Below are 14,553 nucleotides of genomic sequence, written 5' to 3' on the forward strand. Positions count from 1 at the left end.
CAGCCGGGGCCTGCCCGGCTCTACCCAGACAGGCTCAGCGCGCGTCCGCCGCCGTCGCCGGGATCTGCGAGTTGGCCAGCGGCCGCACGCCATTGGGCGAGGTGGGGTCGACGATCACCATGGTTTCGGTGGAACCATCGGGCCACACCACCTGGAAGGTGCTGCCGGCCGGCAGTGAAGCGAATGGCATGCCACTCTGCGCGCGATAGACCGCAGCGACCTGGCTGGCACCGGCACGGCGCACGTCTTCCTGCGCCTTCACCGTGGTCAGCTCCACCTTCGACAGATGCCGGTAGCGGTCCTCGTAGGTATCGATCATCAGCAGGCCGACCGCGCCGGCCGAGTAGGCCACGAACAGCGCCACCCAGAACCAGAACTTGGCCCCATGCAGGAATCGACGGTAATTCATCGCCCGTCCCTCTTTCCAACCAATCGCTTGATCCATTCCTTCATTTTCCCAGCACCTTGCCGCGATACCGCAGCGTCATACACGAAATCCCGGAAATCCTGCGCTCCATCCTGCGAACAGATCCCTCCGTTCGCACAAAAATTGTTGACCAGCACGCTGTCCGCTCCACAGGCTAGACCGAGTTCACAGGCCGCAAGCCGCCATGCAAGTTCACTGAGCTGCTCGCCCGCCACCAGGCCGTCAAGCGCGCGGTCACCGGCAGCACGCACGCCCATGGCCGGCGCGATGGCCATGTAGGCCTCCGGGTCGCGCGAGGTGCGCACGCGCTCGACCAGGTCGCGACGGTATTCGGCACTGTCTTTCAGCGGCTCACCTTCGGCGAACAGCGCTGCTTCCGCGGCCAGGTTGCCCTGTGCGGCCGCTTTGCGGCGCTCGGACAGCACCAGCGCCGCACCCAGCTTGTCGCCCGGCACGAATCCGCCGCAGCGCTGCGCCACGCGCTCACGCGCCTCGATCATCGCCGGCGCCGCCGTCAGGCCCAACCCACTCAGTACGTTGTTGTCCAGGCGGTAGCCGCCCGGATCGAGTGCGTACTGCGCGCAATAGTCATAGACGCGGCTGAGCATCCAGCGCGCCTCGTGATTGCCGTTGTCGGCCTGTGCGCGCAGGCGCTGGGCGTAGGCATACAGGTCGCTGGCATCTTCGATGTCGGCGCGCAGGTCCAGCGGCAGGCCCGACGGCAGCGTGTTGCCGCGCTCGAAGGCCGCAAGCCGCCGCGCCAGTGCTTCCGGCACCGCCGGCAGCGGCGCTCCGCTGTCATGGCTGGCCACGGCCAGCGGCAGGTCCGGCGACGCCGACGGCGATGCCTCGCCCGCAGCATGGCCGCTGGCCCGATACCCGGCCACGCCCAGCACGGCCACCGCCGGCAGTACGAGCAACCAGGTTTTCAGGGTCGGAGCGAAGGCCATCGGCGGGTGTGAGCGTTCACGGCACACAGGAAAGCGCCGAGTTTAGCAAGGCCTGACAGGCCTGTCTGAACTGCCCCCGTTCATCTCAAGGCAGCATCTCAGGCAATACGGAGACGCCCCGATGGTCTAGCATGGCCCCCTTTCCCGCGACTGTCCCCACCGCCATGCCGTTCCTGGAACTGACCCTGCGCTGCACCGAAGCCACCCAGCCCCGCTATGAAAATGCGCTGGAGGACGTCGGCGCACTGGCCGTGACCCTGCTCGATGCCGAAGCCGACACCAGCAACGAACAGGCCATCCTCGAACCCGGCGTGGGTGAAACGCCGCTGTGGGACACTCTGGTGCTGAGCGCGCTGTTCCCCGCCGACAGCAATGCGCTGCTGCTGCTGGCCGCACTGGAATCCTTCGACCCGGAGCTGGACTGGAGCAATGGCAGCTTCCGCGCGGTCGAAGACGAAGACTGGGAACGCGCCTGGCTGGACCAGTTCCAGCCGATGGATTTCGGCAGCCGTACCTGGATCGTGCCGTGGAACCATGAACTGCCGGACGCCGCGCAGGCCGCCGATGCCGCCGTGGTGCGGCTGGACCCGGGCCTGGCCTTCGGCTCGGGCACCCACCCGACCACCGCCCTGTGCCTGCGCTGGCTGGACCAGCTGGCCGTGGAGGGCCAACTGCAGGGCCAGCGCGTGCTCGACTTCGGCTGCGGCTCGGGCATCCTCGCGCTGGCCGCACTGAAGCTGGGCGCCGCCGAAGCGATCGGCGTGGACAACGACCCGCAAGCGTTGGTCGCCACCGCCGACAATGCCGAGCGCAATGGCGAGCAGGCCCGCATGCATGTGTACCTGCCGCAGGACGAACCGGTCGCCACCTATCCGATCGTGGTCGCCAACATCCTCGCCTCGGCGCTGGATGCGCTGGCCGAACTGCTGGCCGCACGCGTCGCCGCCGGCGGTCGCATCGCCCTGTCGGGCATCCTGCATGGCCAGGAAGGCGAACTGCTGCAGCGCTATGCCGCGTGGTTCGACGATCTGCAGGCCACCCAGGATGGCGACTGGATGCGCATCACCGGCGTACGCCGCGCCTGATCGTGATTGAATGACTGCTGGATCCGAGCCCGCGCCCTGAGCATGTCCGAGCCGAACCCGCCGCGCCGCCCTTTGGCCACCTTCCTGCGCCCCACGTCGGAAGGCGAGGCCGCACCTGCGACCGATGCGCACACGCCCGACCCGGCGGTGCATGACATCCCTGCCGCGGAGAGCGGCGATCCGGGCGATCCGATCGACGCGGCGTTGCCGCCAATGGCGGAGACGCGACAGATCGATGACACCGTCATCCTCGACAAAGCGGCCGTGATCGAACCCGTCCCGGCCGCGCAGGCCGTGGCCGGCGATGCGCCGAGCTTCCTGGGCACTTCGCGGCCGCGCACGCTGCCGACGCCGCGCTGGCACTGGGTGCTGGTCGCCGGGCTGGCACTGTTGCTGGTACTGCAGAGCGTGCTGGCCGATCGTGCGCGACTGGCCGCCGACGCCGGCAACCGCGCCTGGCTGGGCGCGTTGTGCGGCGCACTGCGCTGCAGCCTGCCGGCCTGGCACGAGCCCACCGCGTTCACCATGACCAGCCGCGAAATCCGACCGCTGCCGGGCCAGGCCGGCGTGCTGCAGGTGCAGGCCAGCATCCGCAACGATGCGCGCTGGGCACAGGCCTGGCCGGACCTGCGCCTGTCGCTGTCCGATGCCGATGGCCGGGTGATCGGCAGCGGCGTGTTCGCACCGGCGCAGTACCTCGGCGAGGCCCCCGGCGCGGCCCTGCTGGAACCAGGCCAGAGTGCGCGCATCGCGTTCCGCGTGCAGGAGCCTGCCGCGTCCACCGTCGCATTCACCTTCGACTTCCTCTGACCAGGGTAGAGGCGACCAGCCGTGGCAGGTCGGGCACGCTCGCGCTAGACTGGCCGCCACCACCTCGTCCGGCCGCGCGCTCCGCGCGCACGGGCCAACCAGATCGGGAACCCCCTTGAACGCTGTCCTCTCTCGTCCTGACAACAGTCGTGGCGCTCCCCGGCCACCGCTGCGTGAACACGTCGCCCAGTCCGTGCGCCGCTACCTGCGTGACCTCGATGGCTGCGACGCGGACGATGTCTACGAGATCGTTCTGCGCGAGATGGAAATCCCGTTGTTCGTGGAAGTGCTCAACCACTGCGAAGGCAACCAGAGCCGTGCCGCCGCGATGCTGGGCATCCACCGCGCCACCCTGCGCAAGAAGCTGAAGGAATACGGCATCAGCGCGTAAGCGCGCGCGGGTAGTGCCGGCCGCTGGCCGGCAACCCCATGAACGATGGCAGGATGTTGCCGTTGCCGGCCAGCGGCCGGCACTACCGGCTCCAGTAGATCCACGCCATGCGTGGATGCCACCCCGGCGATCAACCGCCCCGCCCCGTCCAGTAGATCCACGCCATGCGTGGATGCAGCCCCCGCGGAATCAGCCGCCGCCGCCCGCCTTCCAGTAGTACCGCACCACATGGAAGAACACCGGCGCGGCGAAGCACACCGAATCCAGCCGGTCGAGCATGCCGCCATGCCCCTCGATCATGTGGCCCCAGTCCTTGATGCCGCGGTCGCGCTTGATCGCCGACATCACCAGGCCGCCCCAGAATCCCATCAGGTTGATCAGCAGCGACAGGCCGAACGCCTGCAGCGGCGTGAACGGGGTGATCCACCACAGCGCCGCCCCCAGCGCGCTGGCGCTCAGCACGCCACCCACGAAGCCCTCCACCGTCTTCGACGGCGACAGCTTCGGCGCGATCAGGTGCTTGCCCAGCAGCTTGCCCCAGATGTACTGCAGCACGTCCGAGGACTGCACCACGATCACCAGGAAGGCGAACAGCAACACGTTGCGCGACGGGTCATGGCCGGGCACGTGCAGGTTCAGCAGCAGCGGCACGTGCGAGATGCAGAACACGCAGATCATCAACCCCCACTGCACCTTCGCCGTGCGCTCCAGGTAGTGCGTGGTATCGCCACCAATGGTCGACAGGATCGGCAGGAACAGGAACGCATAGACCGGGATCAGCAGCGTGTACATGCCGTACCAGTCGATCCACACCAGGTAGTACTGCCAGGGCAGCACGATGTAGAACGCGGCCAGCAGCGCGTAGTAGTCGCCGGAACGGGTCGGCGCCAGGGTGATGAACTCGCGCAGCGCGAACAGCGAGATGATCGCAAACAGCACGATCACCCCGGCACGGCCGAAGAACAGCGCCAGCCCGACCACGATCGCCATCACCCACCACGCGCGGATGCGCGAGACCAGGTTTGCGATCACCGCGCTGGGCCGCCCACGCTGGCGCCAGCGCAGGGTCTCGGCCACCAGCGTGGCCAGCACCAGCACCGCGCCGACACCGGCGAACAGCAGGCCGGTCTGCTGGCCCACGCTGCGCGCTGCCAGGTCGCCGGACACATCCATCAGATAACTCATGCGCGCCCTCCATTAGGCGCCAGGTCCAGCAGCGCCTGCCGGCTGCGCGCAAGGAACGCAGCCTTATCCTCGTCGGCCTGCAACCGCAGCGGCGTGCCGAAGGTGGCCGTGCACAGCAGCGGCAGCGGCAGGAACCGGCCCTTCGGCATCACCCGCTTCAGGTTGTCGATCCACACCGGCACGAACTCCAGTTCCGGCCGTTGCCGCGCCAGGTGGTAGATGCCGCTCTTGAACGGCAACAGCGGTTCATCGCCGACATTGCGCGTGCCTTCCGGGAACAGGATCAGCGAGCAGTCTTCATCCACCGCATCGCGCAGTACCTGCAACGGGTCCTGCTGGCGATGACCGGCCTCGCGCTCGACCAGCACACCGTTGAACACCGCATCGATCAGGTAGCGGCGCAGGCCGTCGCGCTGCCAGTACTCGGCTGCGGCAACCGGGCGCACCTGGCGCCGCAATGCCGGTGGCATCGACGACCAGATCAGTACGAAGTCACCATGGCTGGCGTGGTTGCCGTAATACACGCGGCGCTCGCTGGACGGCGCGCAGCCGATCCACAGCGCGCGCGCACCGGTCACCACATGGATCGCGCCACTGCAGGCGCGGGCAATCAGTTCGGCGAACATCAGCTCCTCCCGTTCACGTCTGCGGCCACACCACGGCCAGCACCAGCAGCACCACCTGCACCGCTGTCAGCAGGTACTGGCGCAGCAGCAGGCGGCGCATGCCGGCCCAGCGCAGGTCCCAACCGCGTAGCGGCGCGTCGGGCGCGGCGCGGCGCAGGCCACTGTCGTGCAGCAGCTGGTCGGTACGGCGCGCAGCGGCGTCACCCTCCAGGCCTTCATCGCGCAGCAGCTGCAGCAGGCTGGCATCCAGCCCGACCCGCCATGCGTGGTAGGCCTGTGCGAGCCCGACGACGACGCTGACCAGCAGCAGGCCGGCAGCAACCATCGCCAGGTCCGGCTCGGTGCCAAGCAGCAGCAACGCCACCAGCAACAGGCCCAACGACAGCAACGCCGGCCAACGGCCCTGCCGCAGCAGCAGCTGCATGGTCGCCAGATCGGGAACCGTACTCACGTGCGTGCTCCCGCTGCAGCAGTGATGGCATGCAGATGCGCCGCGCCCAGCACGATACCGGGACGTGCCGCGCGCACGATCGCCACCGCGGCATCGGTATCGGCGGCACGACCACTGCGCAGCAGCCAGGCCGCCACACTGGCAGCACTGCGCGAATAGCCCAGCGCGCAACACACCAGCAGCGGCCCCTGCATGCGCAGGCGCTCGATCGCCTCGGTCGCCGCGCGCAGCTGTTCCGGCGTGGGCACTACCAGGTCCAGCATCGGCACGCTGGCATACGCCGCGCCCGGTGCACGACAGGACAGTTCAGCACAGGCATCGACCACGCCGACCAAGGGGGCTGGCAACGCAGCACAGGGAATGCGCCCCAGCCACACGCCATCCATCACCGGCACCGGCTGTGGCGCACGCCGCGTCCACAGCCGCGAATTGATCCATGCCGCGCCCAGGTACGGCGCCAGCAACCAGCGCGCCGCCATGGTCAGGCGCCCATCAGCGCGCTTCTGGAACACCACCGTGCCCAGCCCGGCATAGGCCAGCGCTACCAGCAGCAGCGACACCACCGGCCACAGCAGCCACAACGCCGCGCCACGCAGAAGCACCACCGGTACCAGCAATACAGCGGCCCCCAGCAGGTACAGCGCTGCCAATCGCCAACGTTTGGCATCACGCACGGTGCGCCAGGCGCGCAATGGCGGCGTGCCCTGCTCCGGCCACAGCCAGACGCACAGCCAACCGGCCAGCAGGCCGGTCGGGATATCAATGAAATGATGCTGGAACGTGGTCAGCACCGAGACACCGATCAGCAGCGCCCACACATGCAGCACCCAACGCCAGGCACCCTGCAGGTACTGCGCGAATTTCACCCACAACACGATCAGCAGCACGATGTGCAGCGACGGCGCCTGATTGAACGGCTTGTCGAAGCCCAGCAGCACATCGAACAGCCAACCGAACACGCCGCCGATCTCCGGCCGCTCGAAGCTGAAGCGCAACGGCCACAGCAGGAAGCAGCTCACGGCGATCAGCTGTGCACTGAACAGCCGCAGCGCGTGCCGGTCCAGTTCCAGCCGACGCCGGCACAGGAAGAACGAGATCGCGTAGAACAGGTCGATCGACCAGTACGGCACGATCGTCCAGGGCACGAACGGAATCTGCGTTTCCCATCCGAACGCCATCACCGGCAGTTCGGCATGGCGGCCGGCCATCCAGTTGGCGAAGCCATAGCTGGCGAAGAAGAACGGGCCCAGCAGCGCCAGCCACAGCAGGGCGCGCCGCCAGGGGCGCCCTTCCGCGGCCAGCGGGGTTGCAGCGAGCGTCGCCATCACGCGGTCCGGCGAGCCAGCGACACGGTGAAGATGCCGAAGTCATCGATGCGCTGCGCCACCTTCTCGAACCCGGCCAGGCGCACCAGCTCATCCATTTCCTGCTGGGTACGGCGGCGCATCACCCACGCTGCGCCACCCCGGTGGCTGGTCAATGCGCGCGCGATGAACTCCAGCTGCGGGTGCCAGGGCTGGCCGGTGTAGGCCAGGTAGCCACCCACCGGCACCGTTGCGGCGATGCCCTGCAGCGAGCGCAGCACGGCGTCGTTGTCGGGGAACAGTTCGTACAGGCCGGACACCACCGCCAGCGTGGGCGACGGATCGACCTTGGCCAACTGCGACGGATCGAACGCATCGCCCTGCTCGAAGCGTGCGATGTCGGCCGCACCGAGGCGCTCGATCAACGCCTGGCCCTGGGTCACGTTCAGATCACTGAAGTCGCGCAGCACGATGCGGTCGGCGCGCTGCTCGCCCTGGCCCAGCGCTTCCAGCACATAGCGGCCATGGCCGGCAGCCACATCCAGCACGCGCACCGGCGTGCCCTGCCCGCGCAGGCGCTGGGCAGCGTCGCGCAGCAGTTCCTGCAGGTGCTGGCCGCGAATGCGGATGCCGCGCCAGCCGATCGCATCCAGATAGTTGCGGTCGACCATCCGCCCCAGCGGGCCCTTGCCACGCGCTTCGTTGCGATAGATGTAGTCCAGCGTGCTGCCCGAATCGAAACCGGTCTGCAGTCCCAGCGCGATGCCTTCGGACAACGTACCGCCGAAACGCAGGCCGCCACGTACCACGCGCCAGCGCAGGTCGGCCAGGCTGTTACGCTCCGGTGGCCACGCCAGGATCTCCGATTCCTCGAAGGTCGGCCCATGGCGGTGCGCGTCGCGCCGTGACAGCTCGCGCAGCGGCTCGGCGAAACGCGCCTGGATGAAACTGCGGATGCGTGCCAGCGCAGGCGCCCGATCGCGCTCGCCCAGCGTGTCGTGGAAGAAGCCCGGCAGGTGCACGCGCTCCTTGATCGGGCTGGACAGGCGCTCGTAGAAGCGGTCCTGCGGGCCACGGTGCACGACGAAGTCCGAGCCGGACACCAGCAGCTGCACCGGCACGCTGATCGCCTGCGCATCGGCAACGATGCGGTCAGCCGCTTCGTACAGGCCCAGCAACACGCGCACCGAGATCGGCCGCGTGATCAGCGGGTCGGTGCGGTAGCTTTCCACCCGCGCCGGATCATGGGTCAGCCACTGCGGCTTGACGTAGCTGTTGACGAAGAAGTTGCCACGCAGCTTCTGCATCAAGGCCAGGCCCGGCCGCGCGAACGGCACGTACAGCTTCACCTTGAACGCCGGCGAAGCCATCACCAGCGCACGCAGGCGCGGCGCGTAATCGTGCACCCAGGTCGCGGCGACCACCGCCCCCACGCTCTGCGCGATCACCACGATGTCTTCCACCGCGATGCCATGCTCGGCGCCGATATGGGCGATGAAGCTGTCCAGGTCGCGCACCAGCGCCGGGAAGCCCGGTGCATCGCCACGCGCACCCGGCGAACGGCCATTGCCGCGCGCATCCCAGGCGAAGAAGGCGGTGTCGGGCAGGTCCAGCTCATCGACCAGGTGGGTGACACGCCCGGAGTGCTCGTGGCCGCGGTGCAGCAGCACGATGGCCTTGGTGGCCGGCGTTGCGGTGGTGCCCGCCCAGTACCGGTAGAACAGCGGTACCTGGTCGAAGCTGTGGAATTCCCGTTCCTGCGCCTGACGCATGCAATCTCCTGATTGTCTTTTTGTATCTGCTTGATTAATTCGGCGAAACCGCCGATTCCCGCAGTCCGCGACGGACCCGGTTGATCATGGTCAGCATGCACAGCGCCGCCATGGCCGCGGCCACGCCAGTGACCGTCATCGCGCCAACCCACTCAAACGCCAGCAGCAGGCCCAGCGCACCGATCACGAACGCGCGGTCGCTCTTGCCCATCGGGCCGTCATAGCGGCGGCTGGCAGCGACCATCAGCCCCAGCACGCCGGCGTACTCGCTCAGGGCCGCCGTCCAGGCCAGCAGCCACAGCGCCTCCGGGCGTACGCCCGGCACGCTGAGCAGGCTCAGGTACAGCGCCGCGTCGGCGATCACATCGCACAGCTCGTTCAGGTAGGCGCCCAGCCGCGACTGCTGGCCGAACTCGCGGGCCAGCATGCCGTCCACGGCGTTGAGCGCCATGCGCAGCAGCATCCACAGCGGCAGCAGCAGGTACAGCAGGGGCTGGGCCGGCGCGCAGCACCAGACGGCGGCGGCCACCAGCAGCGAGACCACGGCGGCGGCCACGGTCACCGCGTTGGCGGTGATTCCCATGCGGTACAGACCGCGTACGGCCGGACGCAACAGGTCCTGGAAACGTCCTTTCAATGCATAGATCGACACGATCTGTACCCGCTAATCCTTGGCAGTGCGGGCACAGCCTACCCCATCGTCGACAGATTCCGGCAACCCGGCTCCGGCCCGCAGCCCCGCCACCGGATCCGGTCGGATCGATGTGCCTGACGCGGCCATGCACCGATTGCCGAGGCCAATTACCCCTTCCAGCGCCCGCCACCGGCCCCCACCGCCTACAATATCGGCCCCGCTCCGCTGCCGATTCTGTCCCATGACTGCTGATCTGTTGCCCGTCCGCCGGGCCCTCCTCTCCGTTTCCGACAAGACCGGCCTGGTCGAGCTGGCCACTGCGCTGGCGGCACGCGGCGTGGAGCTGCTGTCCACCGGCGGCACCGCCAAGGCGATCCGCGATGCGGGCCTGGCCGTGAAGGACGTGGCCGAGGTCACCGGATTCCCGGAAATGATGGACGGCCGGGTCAAGACCCTGCACCCGATGGTGCATGGCGGCCTGCTGGGCCGTTCGGGCCTGGATGATGCAGTGATGGCCGAGCACGGCATCGGTGCCATCGACCTGCTGGTGCTGAACCTGTACCCGTTCGAGTCGGTCACCGCCAAGGCCGACTGCACCCTGGCCGACGCGGTCGAGAACATCGACATCGGCGGCCCGGCCATGCTGCGCTCGGCGGCCAAGAACTTTGCCCGCGTGGCAGTGGCCACCGACCCGTCGCAGTACGCCGAGCTGCTGGCCTCGCTGGAGGCCAACAACGGCCAGCTGACGGCTGCCACCCGCTTCGCGTTCTCGGTGGCCGCGTTCAACCGCGTCGCCCAGTACGATGCGGCGATCAGCAACTACCTGTCGGCGGTCACCGCCACCGACGCCGCGGTGCCGGCCCGTGCCGAGTACCCGGCGCAGATGAATTCCACCTTCGTGAAGGTGATGGACCTGCGCTACGGCGAGAACCCGCACCAGAGCGGCGCGTTCTACCGCGACCTGTACCCGGTGCCGGGCACGCTGGCCACCTTCCAGCAGCTGCAGGGCAAGGAACTGAGCTACAACAACCTGGCCGATGCCGATGCGGCGTGGGAATGCGTACGCCAGTTCGATGCGCCGGCCTGCGTCATCGTCAAGCACGCCAACCCATGCGGCGTGGCCGTCGGTGCTGGCAACGGCGATGCCTACGAGCTGGCCTACGCCACCGACCCGACCAGCGCCTTCGGCGGCATCATCGCCTTCAACAAACCGCTGGACGCCGCCACTGCCAAGGTGATCCTGGACCGCCAGTTCGTCGAAGTGCTGATTGCCCCGGACTACGAGCCGGCTGCGCTGGAATACGCGCAGAAGAAGGCCAACGTGCGCGTGCTGCGCATCCCGCACGGCGATGGCCTGAACAACTTCGACAGCAAGCGCGTCGGCTCGGGCCTGCTGCTGCAGTCGTCGGACAACCGCGGCATGACCCGTGATGAACTGAAGGTGGTCAGCAAGCTGGCGCCGACCGACAAGCAGTTCACCGACCTGCTGTTCGCCTGGAAGGTGGCCAAGTTCGTGAAGTCCAACGCGATCGTCTATGCCAAGGACAACCGCACCATCGGTGTCGGTGCCGGCCAGATGAGCCGCGTGTACTCGGCCCGCATCGCCGGCATCAAGGCCGCCGATGCGAACCTGGTAGTCGAGGGCTCGGTGATGGCCTCCGACGCGTTCTTCCCGTTCCGCGACGGCATCGACGCCGCCGCTGCCGCCGGCATCAAGGCGGTCATCCAGCCGGGCGGTTCGATGCGCGATGCCGAAGTGATTGCCGCCGCCGACGAACATGGTCTGGCCATGGTGTTCACCGGCGTGCGCCACTTCCGCCATTGATCCTGGAGCGACACGGATGTCCACAGTTTCGATGAAATCGCTGGCCGCCCTCGCCCTCGCGGGTGCGGCCGTGCTGGCGGGCTGCAAGCCTGCTGCCGAGCCCAGCACGGGCCCGAAGGCAGATGCGCCGCCGGTGGCCCCCGCCTCACCGGCGCAGCATGTCAGCCGCACCGCACGGCTGCAGGCCTTCCTGGTCCAGCGCTACGGCAGCAACGCCAAGCTCTCCGGTGAATGGCGCGGCAGCTGGACCGACGATGGCGACACCCATGCGATGGACTGGCAGGTCTGCGCGGAACAACCGGTGGTGAGCGGTGACAGCTGGCAACAGCTGCTGGCCGTGTGCGGTGCGCTGGTCGATGGCGCGCACATCGACCCGGGAACCATCGAGTTCTTCGTGCTGCGCCCGAATGGCGAGGGCTTTGAAGTGGCCAGCGAACTGACCGGCCAGCGCTTCGGCAGCGGCGGCCAGCCCGGCACCGCCAGCATCATCCGCGCCGGCAGCGACTTCTATGGTTTCCGCGTCGAGGACGGCTGGTTCGGGCAGGGTTTCTCGTTGCTCTCGCAGTCGCTGATCCTGCCGGGCCCGAACGGCCTGGTGGCCAGTGGCAGCGTGCGTAGCCATATCGACAATGACGCCCAGTACGAGTGCGACACGGTCGATGCCAGCACCGACCCCGACACGACCAACGACTGCCGCACCCGCCGCTTCAGCATCGATTTCGCCCTGCGTTTCGACGACAGCGACCGCAGCGCGCGGGTCTGGCCACTGCTGATCGAGGAAACCGGAATCACCTGTGGTGGCAAGCAGGTCCGGCAGCAGCACCGCTTTACCCTGGACCCGAAGACCTGGGCCTACTCCTTCCCCGAATCGCTGCGACGCGAAGGCTGCGAGTGAACCACGCGCGCCGCCGGGGATATCGATCCTCCCTTCCCACGCAATCTGGAATCTCGTGATGAACGTACTTGTCATCGGCTCTGGCGGCCGCGAACACGCCCTGGCATGGAAGCTGGCCCAGTCCTCCCGTGTCACCGAAGTGATCGTGGCGCCCGGCAACGCCGGCACCGCCAGCGAAGACAAGTGCCGCAACGTGGCGGTCAAGGTCACCGATATCGACGGTCTGCTGGCGCTGGCCCAGGCTGAAGGCGTGGCGCTGACCGTGGTCGGCCCGGAAGTACCGCTGGTGGCCGGCGTGGTCGACCGCTTCCGCGCCGCCGGCCTGCGCATCTTCGGGCCGACCGCCGCTGCCGCGCAGCTGGAAGGCAGCAAGGCCTACGCCAAGGACTTCCTGGCCCGCCACAACATCCCTACCGCGTTCTACGCCGTGCACAGCGACGTGGACGCTGCGCTGGCCTACGTGCGCGAGAAGGGCGCACCGATCGTGGTCAAGGCCGATGGCCTCGCCGCCGGCAAGGGCGTGATCGTCGCAATGACGTTGACCGAAGCCGAAGACGCGGTGCGAGACATGCTCTCCGGCAACGCGTTCGGCGATGCCGGCGCACGCGTGGTGATCGAGGAATTCCTCGACGGCGAGGAAGCCAGCTTCATTTCGATGGTGGACGGTGTGCATGCGCTGCCGATGGCCACCTCGCAGGACCACAAGCGCGTCAGCGACGGCGATACCGGCCCGAACACCGGCGGCATGGGCGCCTATTCGCCGGCCCCGGTGGTGACGCCGGAGGTGCATGCACGCGTGATGCGTGAGGTGGTGAACCCCACCGTGCAGGGCATGATCGCCGACGGCATCCCGTTCACCGGCTTCCTCTATGCCGGCCTGATGATCGACGCCAGCGGCGCACCGAAGGTCATCGAGTTCAACGTGCGCTTCGGCGACCCGGAAACCCAGCCGGTGATGCTGCGCCTGCAGTCGGACCTGGTGGAGCTGGTGGAAGCCGCCATCGACGGCCGCCTGGACCAGGTAGAAGCACAGTGGGATGCACGCCCGTCGCTGGGCGTGGTGCTGGCCGCGAAGCCCTACCCGGAAGCGCCGATCACCGGCGACGTGATTTCCGGCCTGGACGACGTGCCGGCCAGTGCCAAGGTGTTCCATGCCGGCACCGCGCTGGACGCGCAGGGCCAGGTGGTCAGTGCCGGCGGCCGCGTGCTGTGCGTGGCGGCGCTTGGCTACAGCGTGCGCGATGCGCAGGCAAAGGCCTATGCCGGCGTGGCCAAGGTGACCTGGGCCAACGAATTCCACCGCACCGACATCGGCTGGCGCGCGATCGCACGCGAGGGCTGAGGTCCGGCGCCGCAGCCACGCATGGCGTGGCTCTACAGGCGCCACACCGCCGGGGTAGATCCACGCCACGCGTGGATTGAACACCTCGGAAAAGCAAAGGCCCGGCAGAACCGGGCCTTTGCTTTACAGGACTGCTTCGAGTCCCTTCCGATCAATCAGGTTCAGCAACTTCAGTGATGGTCCGCTGGGCTTCTTCTCGCCCTGTTCCCAGCTGCGTACGGTGGAAACGCTGGTATTGAGAACTCCAGCAAAGACCGGCTGACTGAGCTGCAATGACGCACGCAGGGCACGGATCTGGGCACTGCTGTATTCAGGGACCGGCTCAAGGCAAAGCGCTTCGTAGCTGCTCAATCGACGTTTATCGATGAAGCCATGTGCGTGCAGACTCACAGCCGCATCATGCACCGCCTCAAGAAGCGCACTTTTCGCGCGCCGTCGCTCAGGGGACTTCGTCATGGCTGATCTCCTGTAGATCCCCGTACTGCACGGCACGATTCAGCTGCGCCGTACTCATTTTCAAGAACTCCGATGCGTACAGCTGCAGCGCATCGCGTTCCGCATTCGTGATTGCAGCACGTTCATTCTTCTCGTAGCCGAAAAGGAAGAACCAATGCCCGCCTCGCTGTGTGGCGACGATGGTTCGGACGCTCCCACGCTTTCCTCGCCCCGGCAAGGCAACGCGCTTCTTGAAGATTCCGCCGCCAAGATCAGCATCCACCAGACCCCCTTCCATTTCACGTACCGACCGGTACAGCGCAGCGTCGGACAGGGTGGTCCTGCGCATGCTGCGATTGAAACTTCGTGTGCGGAAGACGCGTGGCATGATCATACCGTGCCACTGCGTGGTACGGCGTGA

16 protein-coding genes are annotated in these 14,553 nt (G+C 67.7%); 6 read left to right on the forward strand and 10 right to left on the reverse strand.

The features are described 5' to 3' along the window. Positions 1 to 34: 34 nt before the first annotated feature. Entirely contained in the window at positions 35 to 409 is a 375-nt protein-coding gene (locus tag ACZK1G_RS20075) for a hypothetical protein (protein ID WP_014038687.1), read from the reverse strand. Next, entirely contained in the window at positions 406 to 1,377 is a 972-nt protein-coding gene (locus ACZK1G_RS20080) for a hypothetical protein (protein ID WP_049443247.1), read from the reverse strand. The genes ACZK1G_RS20075 and ACZK1G_RS20080 overlap by 4 nt, the downstream gene beginning before the upstream one ends. Before the next feature lie 164 nt (positions 1,378 to 1,541). Between ACZK1G_RS20080 and prmA the strand changes: the two genes are divergently transcribed. The 3 genes from prmA to fis all read left to right on the forward strand — a co-directional run bounded on the left by prmA (position 1,542) and on the right by fis (position 3,663). After that, entirely contained in the window at positions 1,542 to 2,462 is a 921-nt protein-coding gene (gene prmA, locus ACZK1G_RS20085; RefSeq protein WP_049443246.1) for a 50S ribosomal protein L11 methyltransferase, read from the forward strand. Between the two features lie 42 nt (positions 2,463 to 2,504). Further along, positions 2,505 to 3,272: a DUF3426 domain-containing protein gene (locus ACZK1G_RS20090; RefSeq protein ID WP_049443245.1), complete on the forward strand. Its 768-nt coding sequence runs from the start codon at positions 2,505 to 2,507 to the stop codon at positions 3,270 to 3,272. A gap of 115 nt (positions 3,273 to 3,387) precedes the next feature. Then, positions 3,388 to 3,663 carry a DNA-binding transcriptional regulator Fis gene (gene fis, locus ACZK1G_RS20095; RefSeq protein WP_005419706.1) on the forward strand — a complete coding sequence of 92 codons (276 nt, stop codon included), beginning with the start codon at positions 3,388 to 3,390 and terminating at the stop codon, positions 3,661 to 3,663. Positions 3,664 to 3,852: 189 nt separating this feature from the next. On the opposite strand, the gene ACZK1G_RS20100 is transcribed toward fis, so the two are convergent. From ACZK1G_RS20100 to ACZK1G_RS20125, 6 genes are read right to left on the reverse strand one after another with little or no spacing between them, the layout of a single operon-like run. Beyond that, a complete protein-coding gene (locus ACZK1G_RS20100; protein WP_049446524.1) occupies positions 3,853 to 4,848 on the reverse strand; it encodes a phosphatidate cytidylyltransferase in 996 nt (331 codons plus the stop codon). Next, on the reverse strand, positions 4,845 to 5,474 hold the full coding sequence (locus ACZK1G_RS20105) for a lysophospholipid acyltransferase family protein (protein WP_014038692.1): 630 nt from the start codon (positions 5,472 to 5,474) through the stop codon (positions 4,845 to 4,847). Before ACZK1G_RS20105 ends, ACZK1G_RS20100 begins: the two co-directional genes overlap by 4 nt. A 13-nt stretch (positions 5,475 to 5,487) precedes the next feature. Beyond that, positions 5,488 to 5,925 carry a hypothetical protein gene (locus ACZK1G_RS20110; protein ID WP_101766174.1) on the reverse strand — a complete coding sequence of 146 codons (438 nt, stop codon included), beginning with the start codon at positions 5,923 to 5,925 and terminating at the stop codon, positions 5,488 to 5,490. Beyond that, entirely contained in the window at positions 5,922 to 7,226 is a 1,305-nt protein-coding gene (locus ACZK1G_RS20115) for a phosphatase PAP2/dual specificity phosphatase family protein (RefSeq protein WP_197622209.1), read from the reverse strand. Before ACZK1G_RS20115 ends, ACZK1G_RS20110 begins: the two co-directional genes overlap by 4 nt. Before the next feature lie 23 nt (positions 7,227 to 7,249). Next, positions 7,250 to 9,001, reverse strand: a complete 1,752-nt coding sequence (locus ACZK1G_RS20120) for a bifunctional alpha/beta hydrolase/class I SAM-dependent methyltransferase (RefSeq protein WP_101766176.1) — start codon at positions 8,999 to 9,001, stop codon at positions 7,250 to 7,252. Positions 9,002 to 9,035: 34 nt separating this feature from the next. Then, complete coding sequence (locus ACZK1G_RS20125) at positions 9,036 to 9,653, reverse strand: CDP-alcohol phosphatidyltransferase family protein (RefSeq protein WP_049446509.1); 618 nt, start codon at positions 9,651 to 9,653, stop codon at positions 9,036 to 9,038. 223 nt (positions 9,654 to 9,876) lie between these two features. Between ACZK1G_RS20125 and purH the strand changes: the two genes are divergently transcribed. The 3 genes from purH to purD are packed head-to-tail and all read left to right on the forward strand — an operon-like array spanning position 9,877 to position 13,697. Beyond that, positions 9,877 to 11,460, forward strand: coding sequence for a bifunctional phosphoribosylaminoimidazolecarboxamide formyltransferase/IMP cyclohydrolase (gene purH, locus ACZK1G_RS20130; protein WP_049446506.1), 1,584 nt, complete (start codon positions 9,877 to 9,879; stop codon positions 11,458 to 11,460). A 16-nt stretch (positions 11,461 to 11,476) separates the two neighbouring features. After that, entirely contained in the window at positions 11,477 to 12,355 is an 879-nt protein-coding gene (locus tag ACZK1G_RS20135) for a hypothetical protein (protein WP_049446503.1), read from the forward strand. Positions 12,356 to 12,413: 58 nt separating this feature from the next. Further along, the gene (gene purD, locus ACZK1G_RS20140; protein WP_049446501.1) at positions 12,414 to 13,697 is read left to right on the forward strand and encodes a phosphoribosylamine--glycine ligase; all 1,284 of its coding nucleotides are present in this window, start codon (positions 12,414 to 12,416) and stop codon (positions 13,695 to 13,697) included. Between the two features lie 123 nt (positions 13,698 to 13,820). On the opposite strand, the gene ACZK1G_RS20145 is transcribed toward purD, so the two are convergent. Then, the gene (locus ACZK1G_RS20145; protein WP_101766177.1) at positions 13,821 to 14,153 is read right to left on the reverse strand and encodes a helix-turn-helix domain-containing protein; all 333 of its coding nucleotides are present in this window, start codon (positions 14,151 to 14,153) and stop codon (positions 13,821 to 13,823) included. Beyond that, entirely contained in the window at positions 14,137 to 14,526 is a 390-nt protein-coding gene (locus ACZK1G_RS20150; RefSeq protein ID WP_101766178.1) for a type II toxin-antitoxin system RelE/ParE family toxin, read from the reverse strand. Before ACZK1G_RS20150 ends, ACZK1G_RS20145 begins: the two co-directional genes overlap by 17 nt. Positions 14,527 to 14,553 lie beyond the last annotated feature (27 nt).

The organism is Stenotrophomonas sp. 109824_Sma (assembly GCF_056480025.1).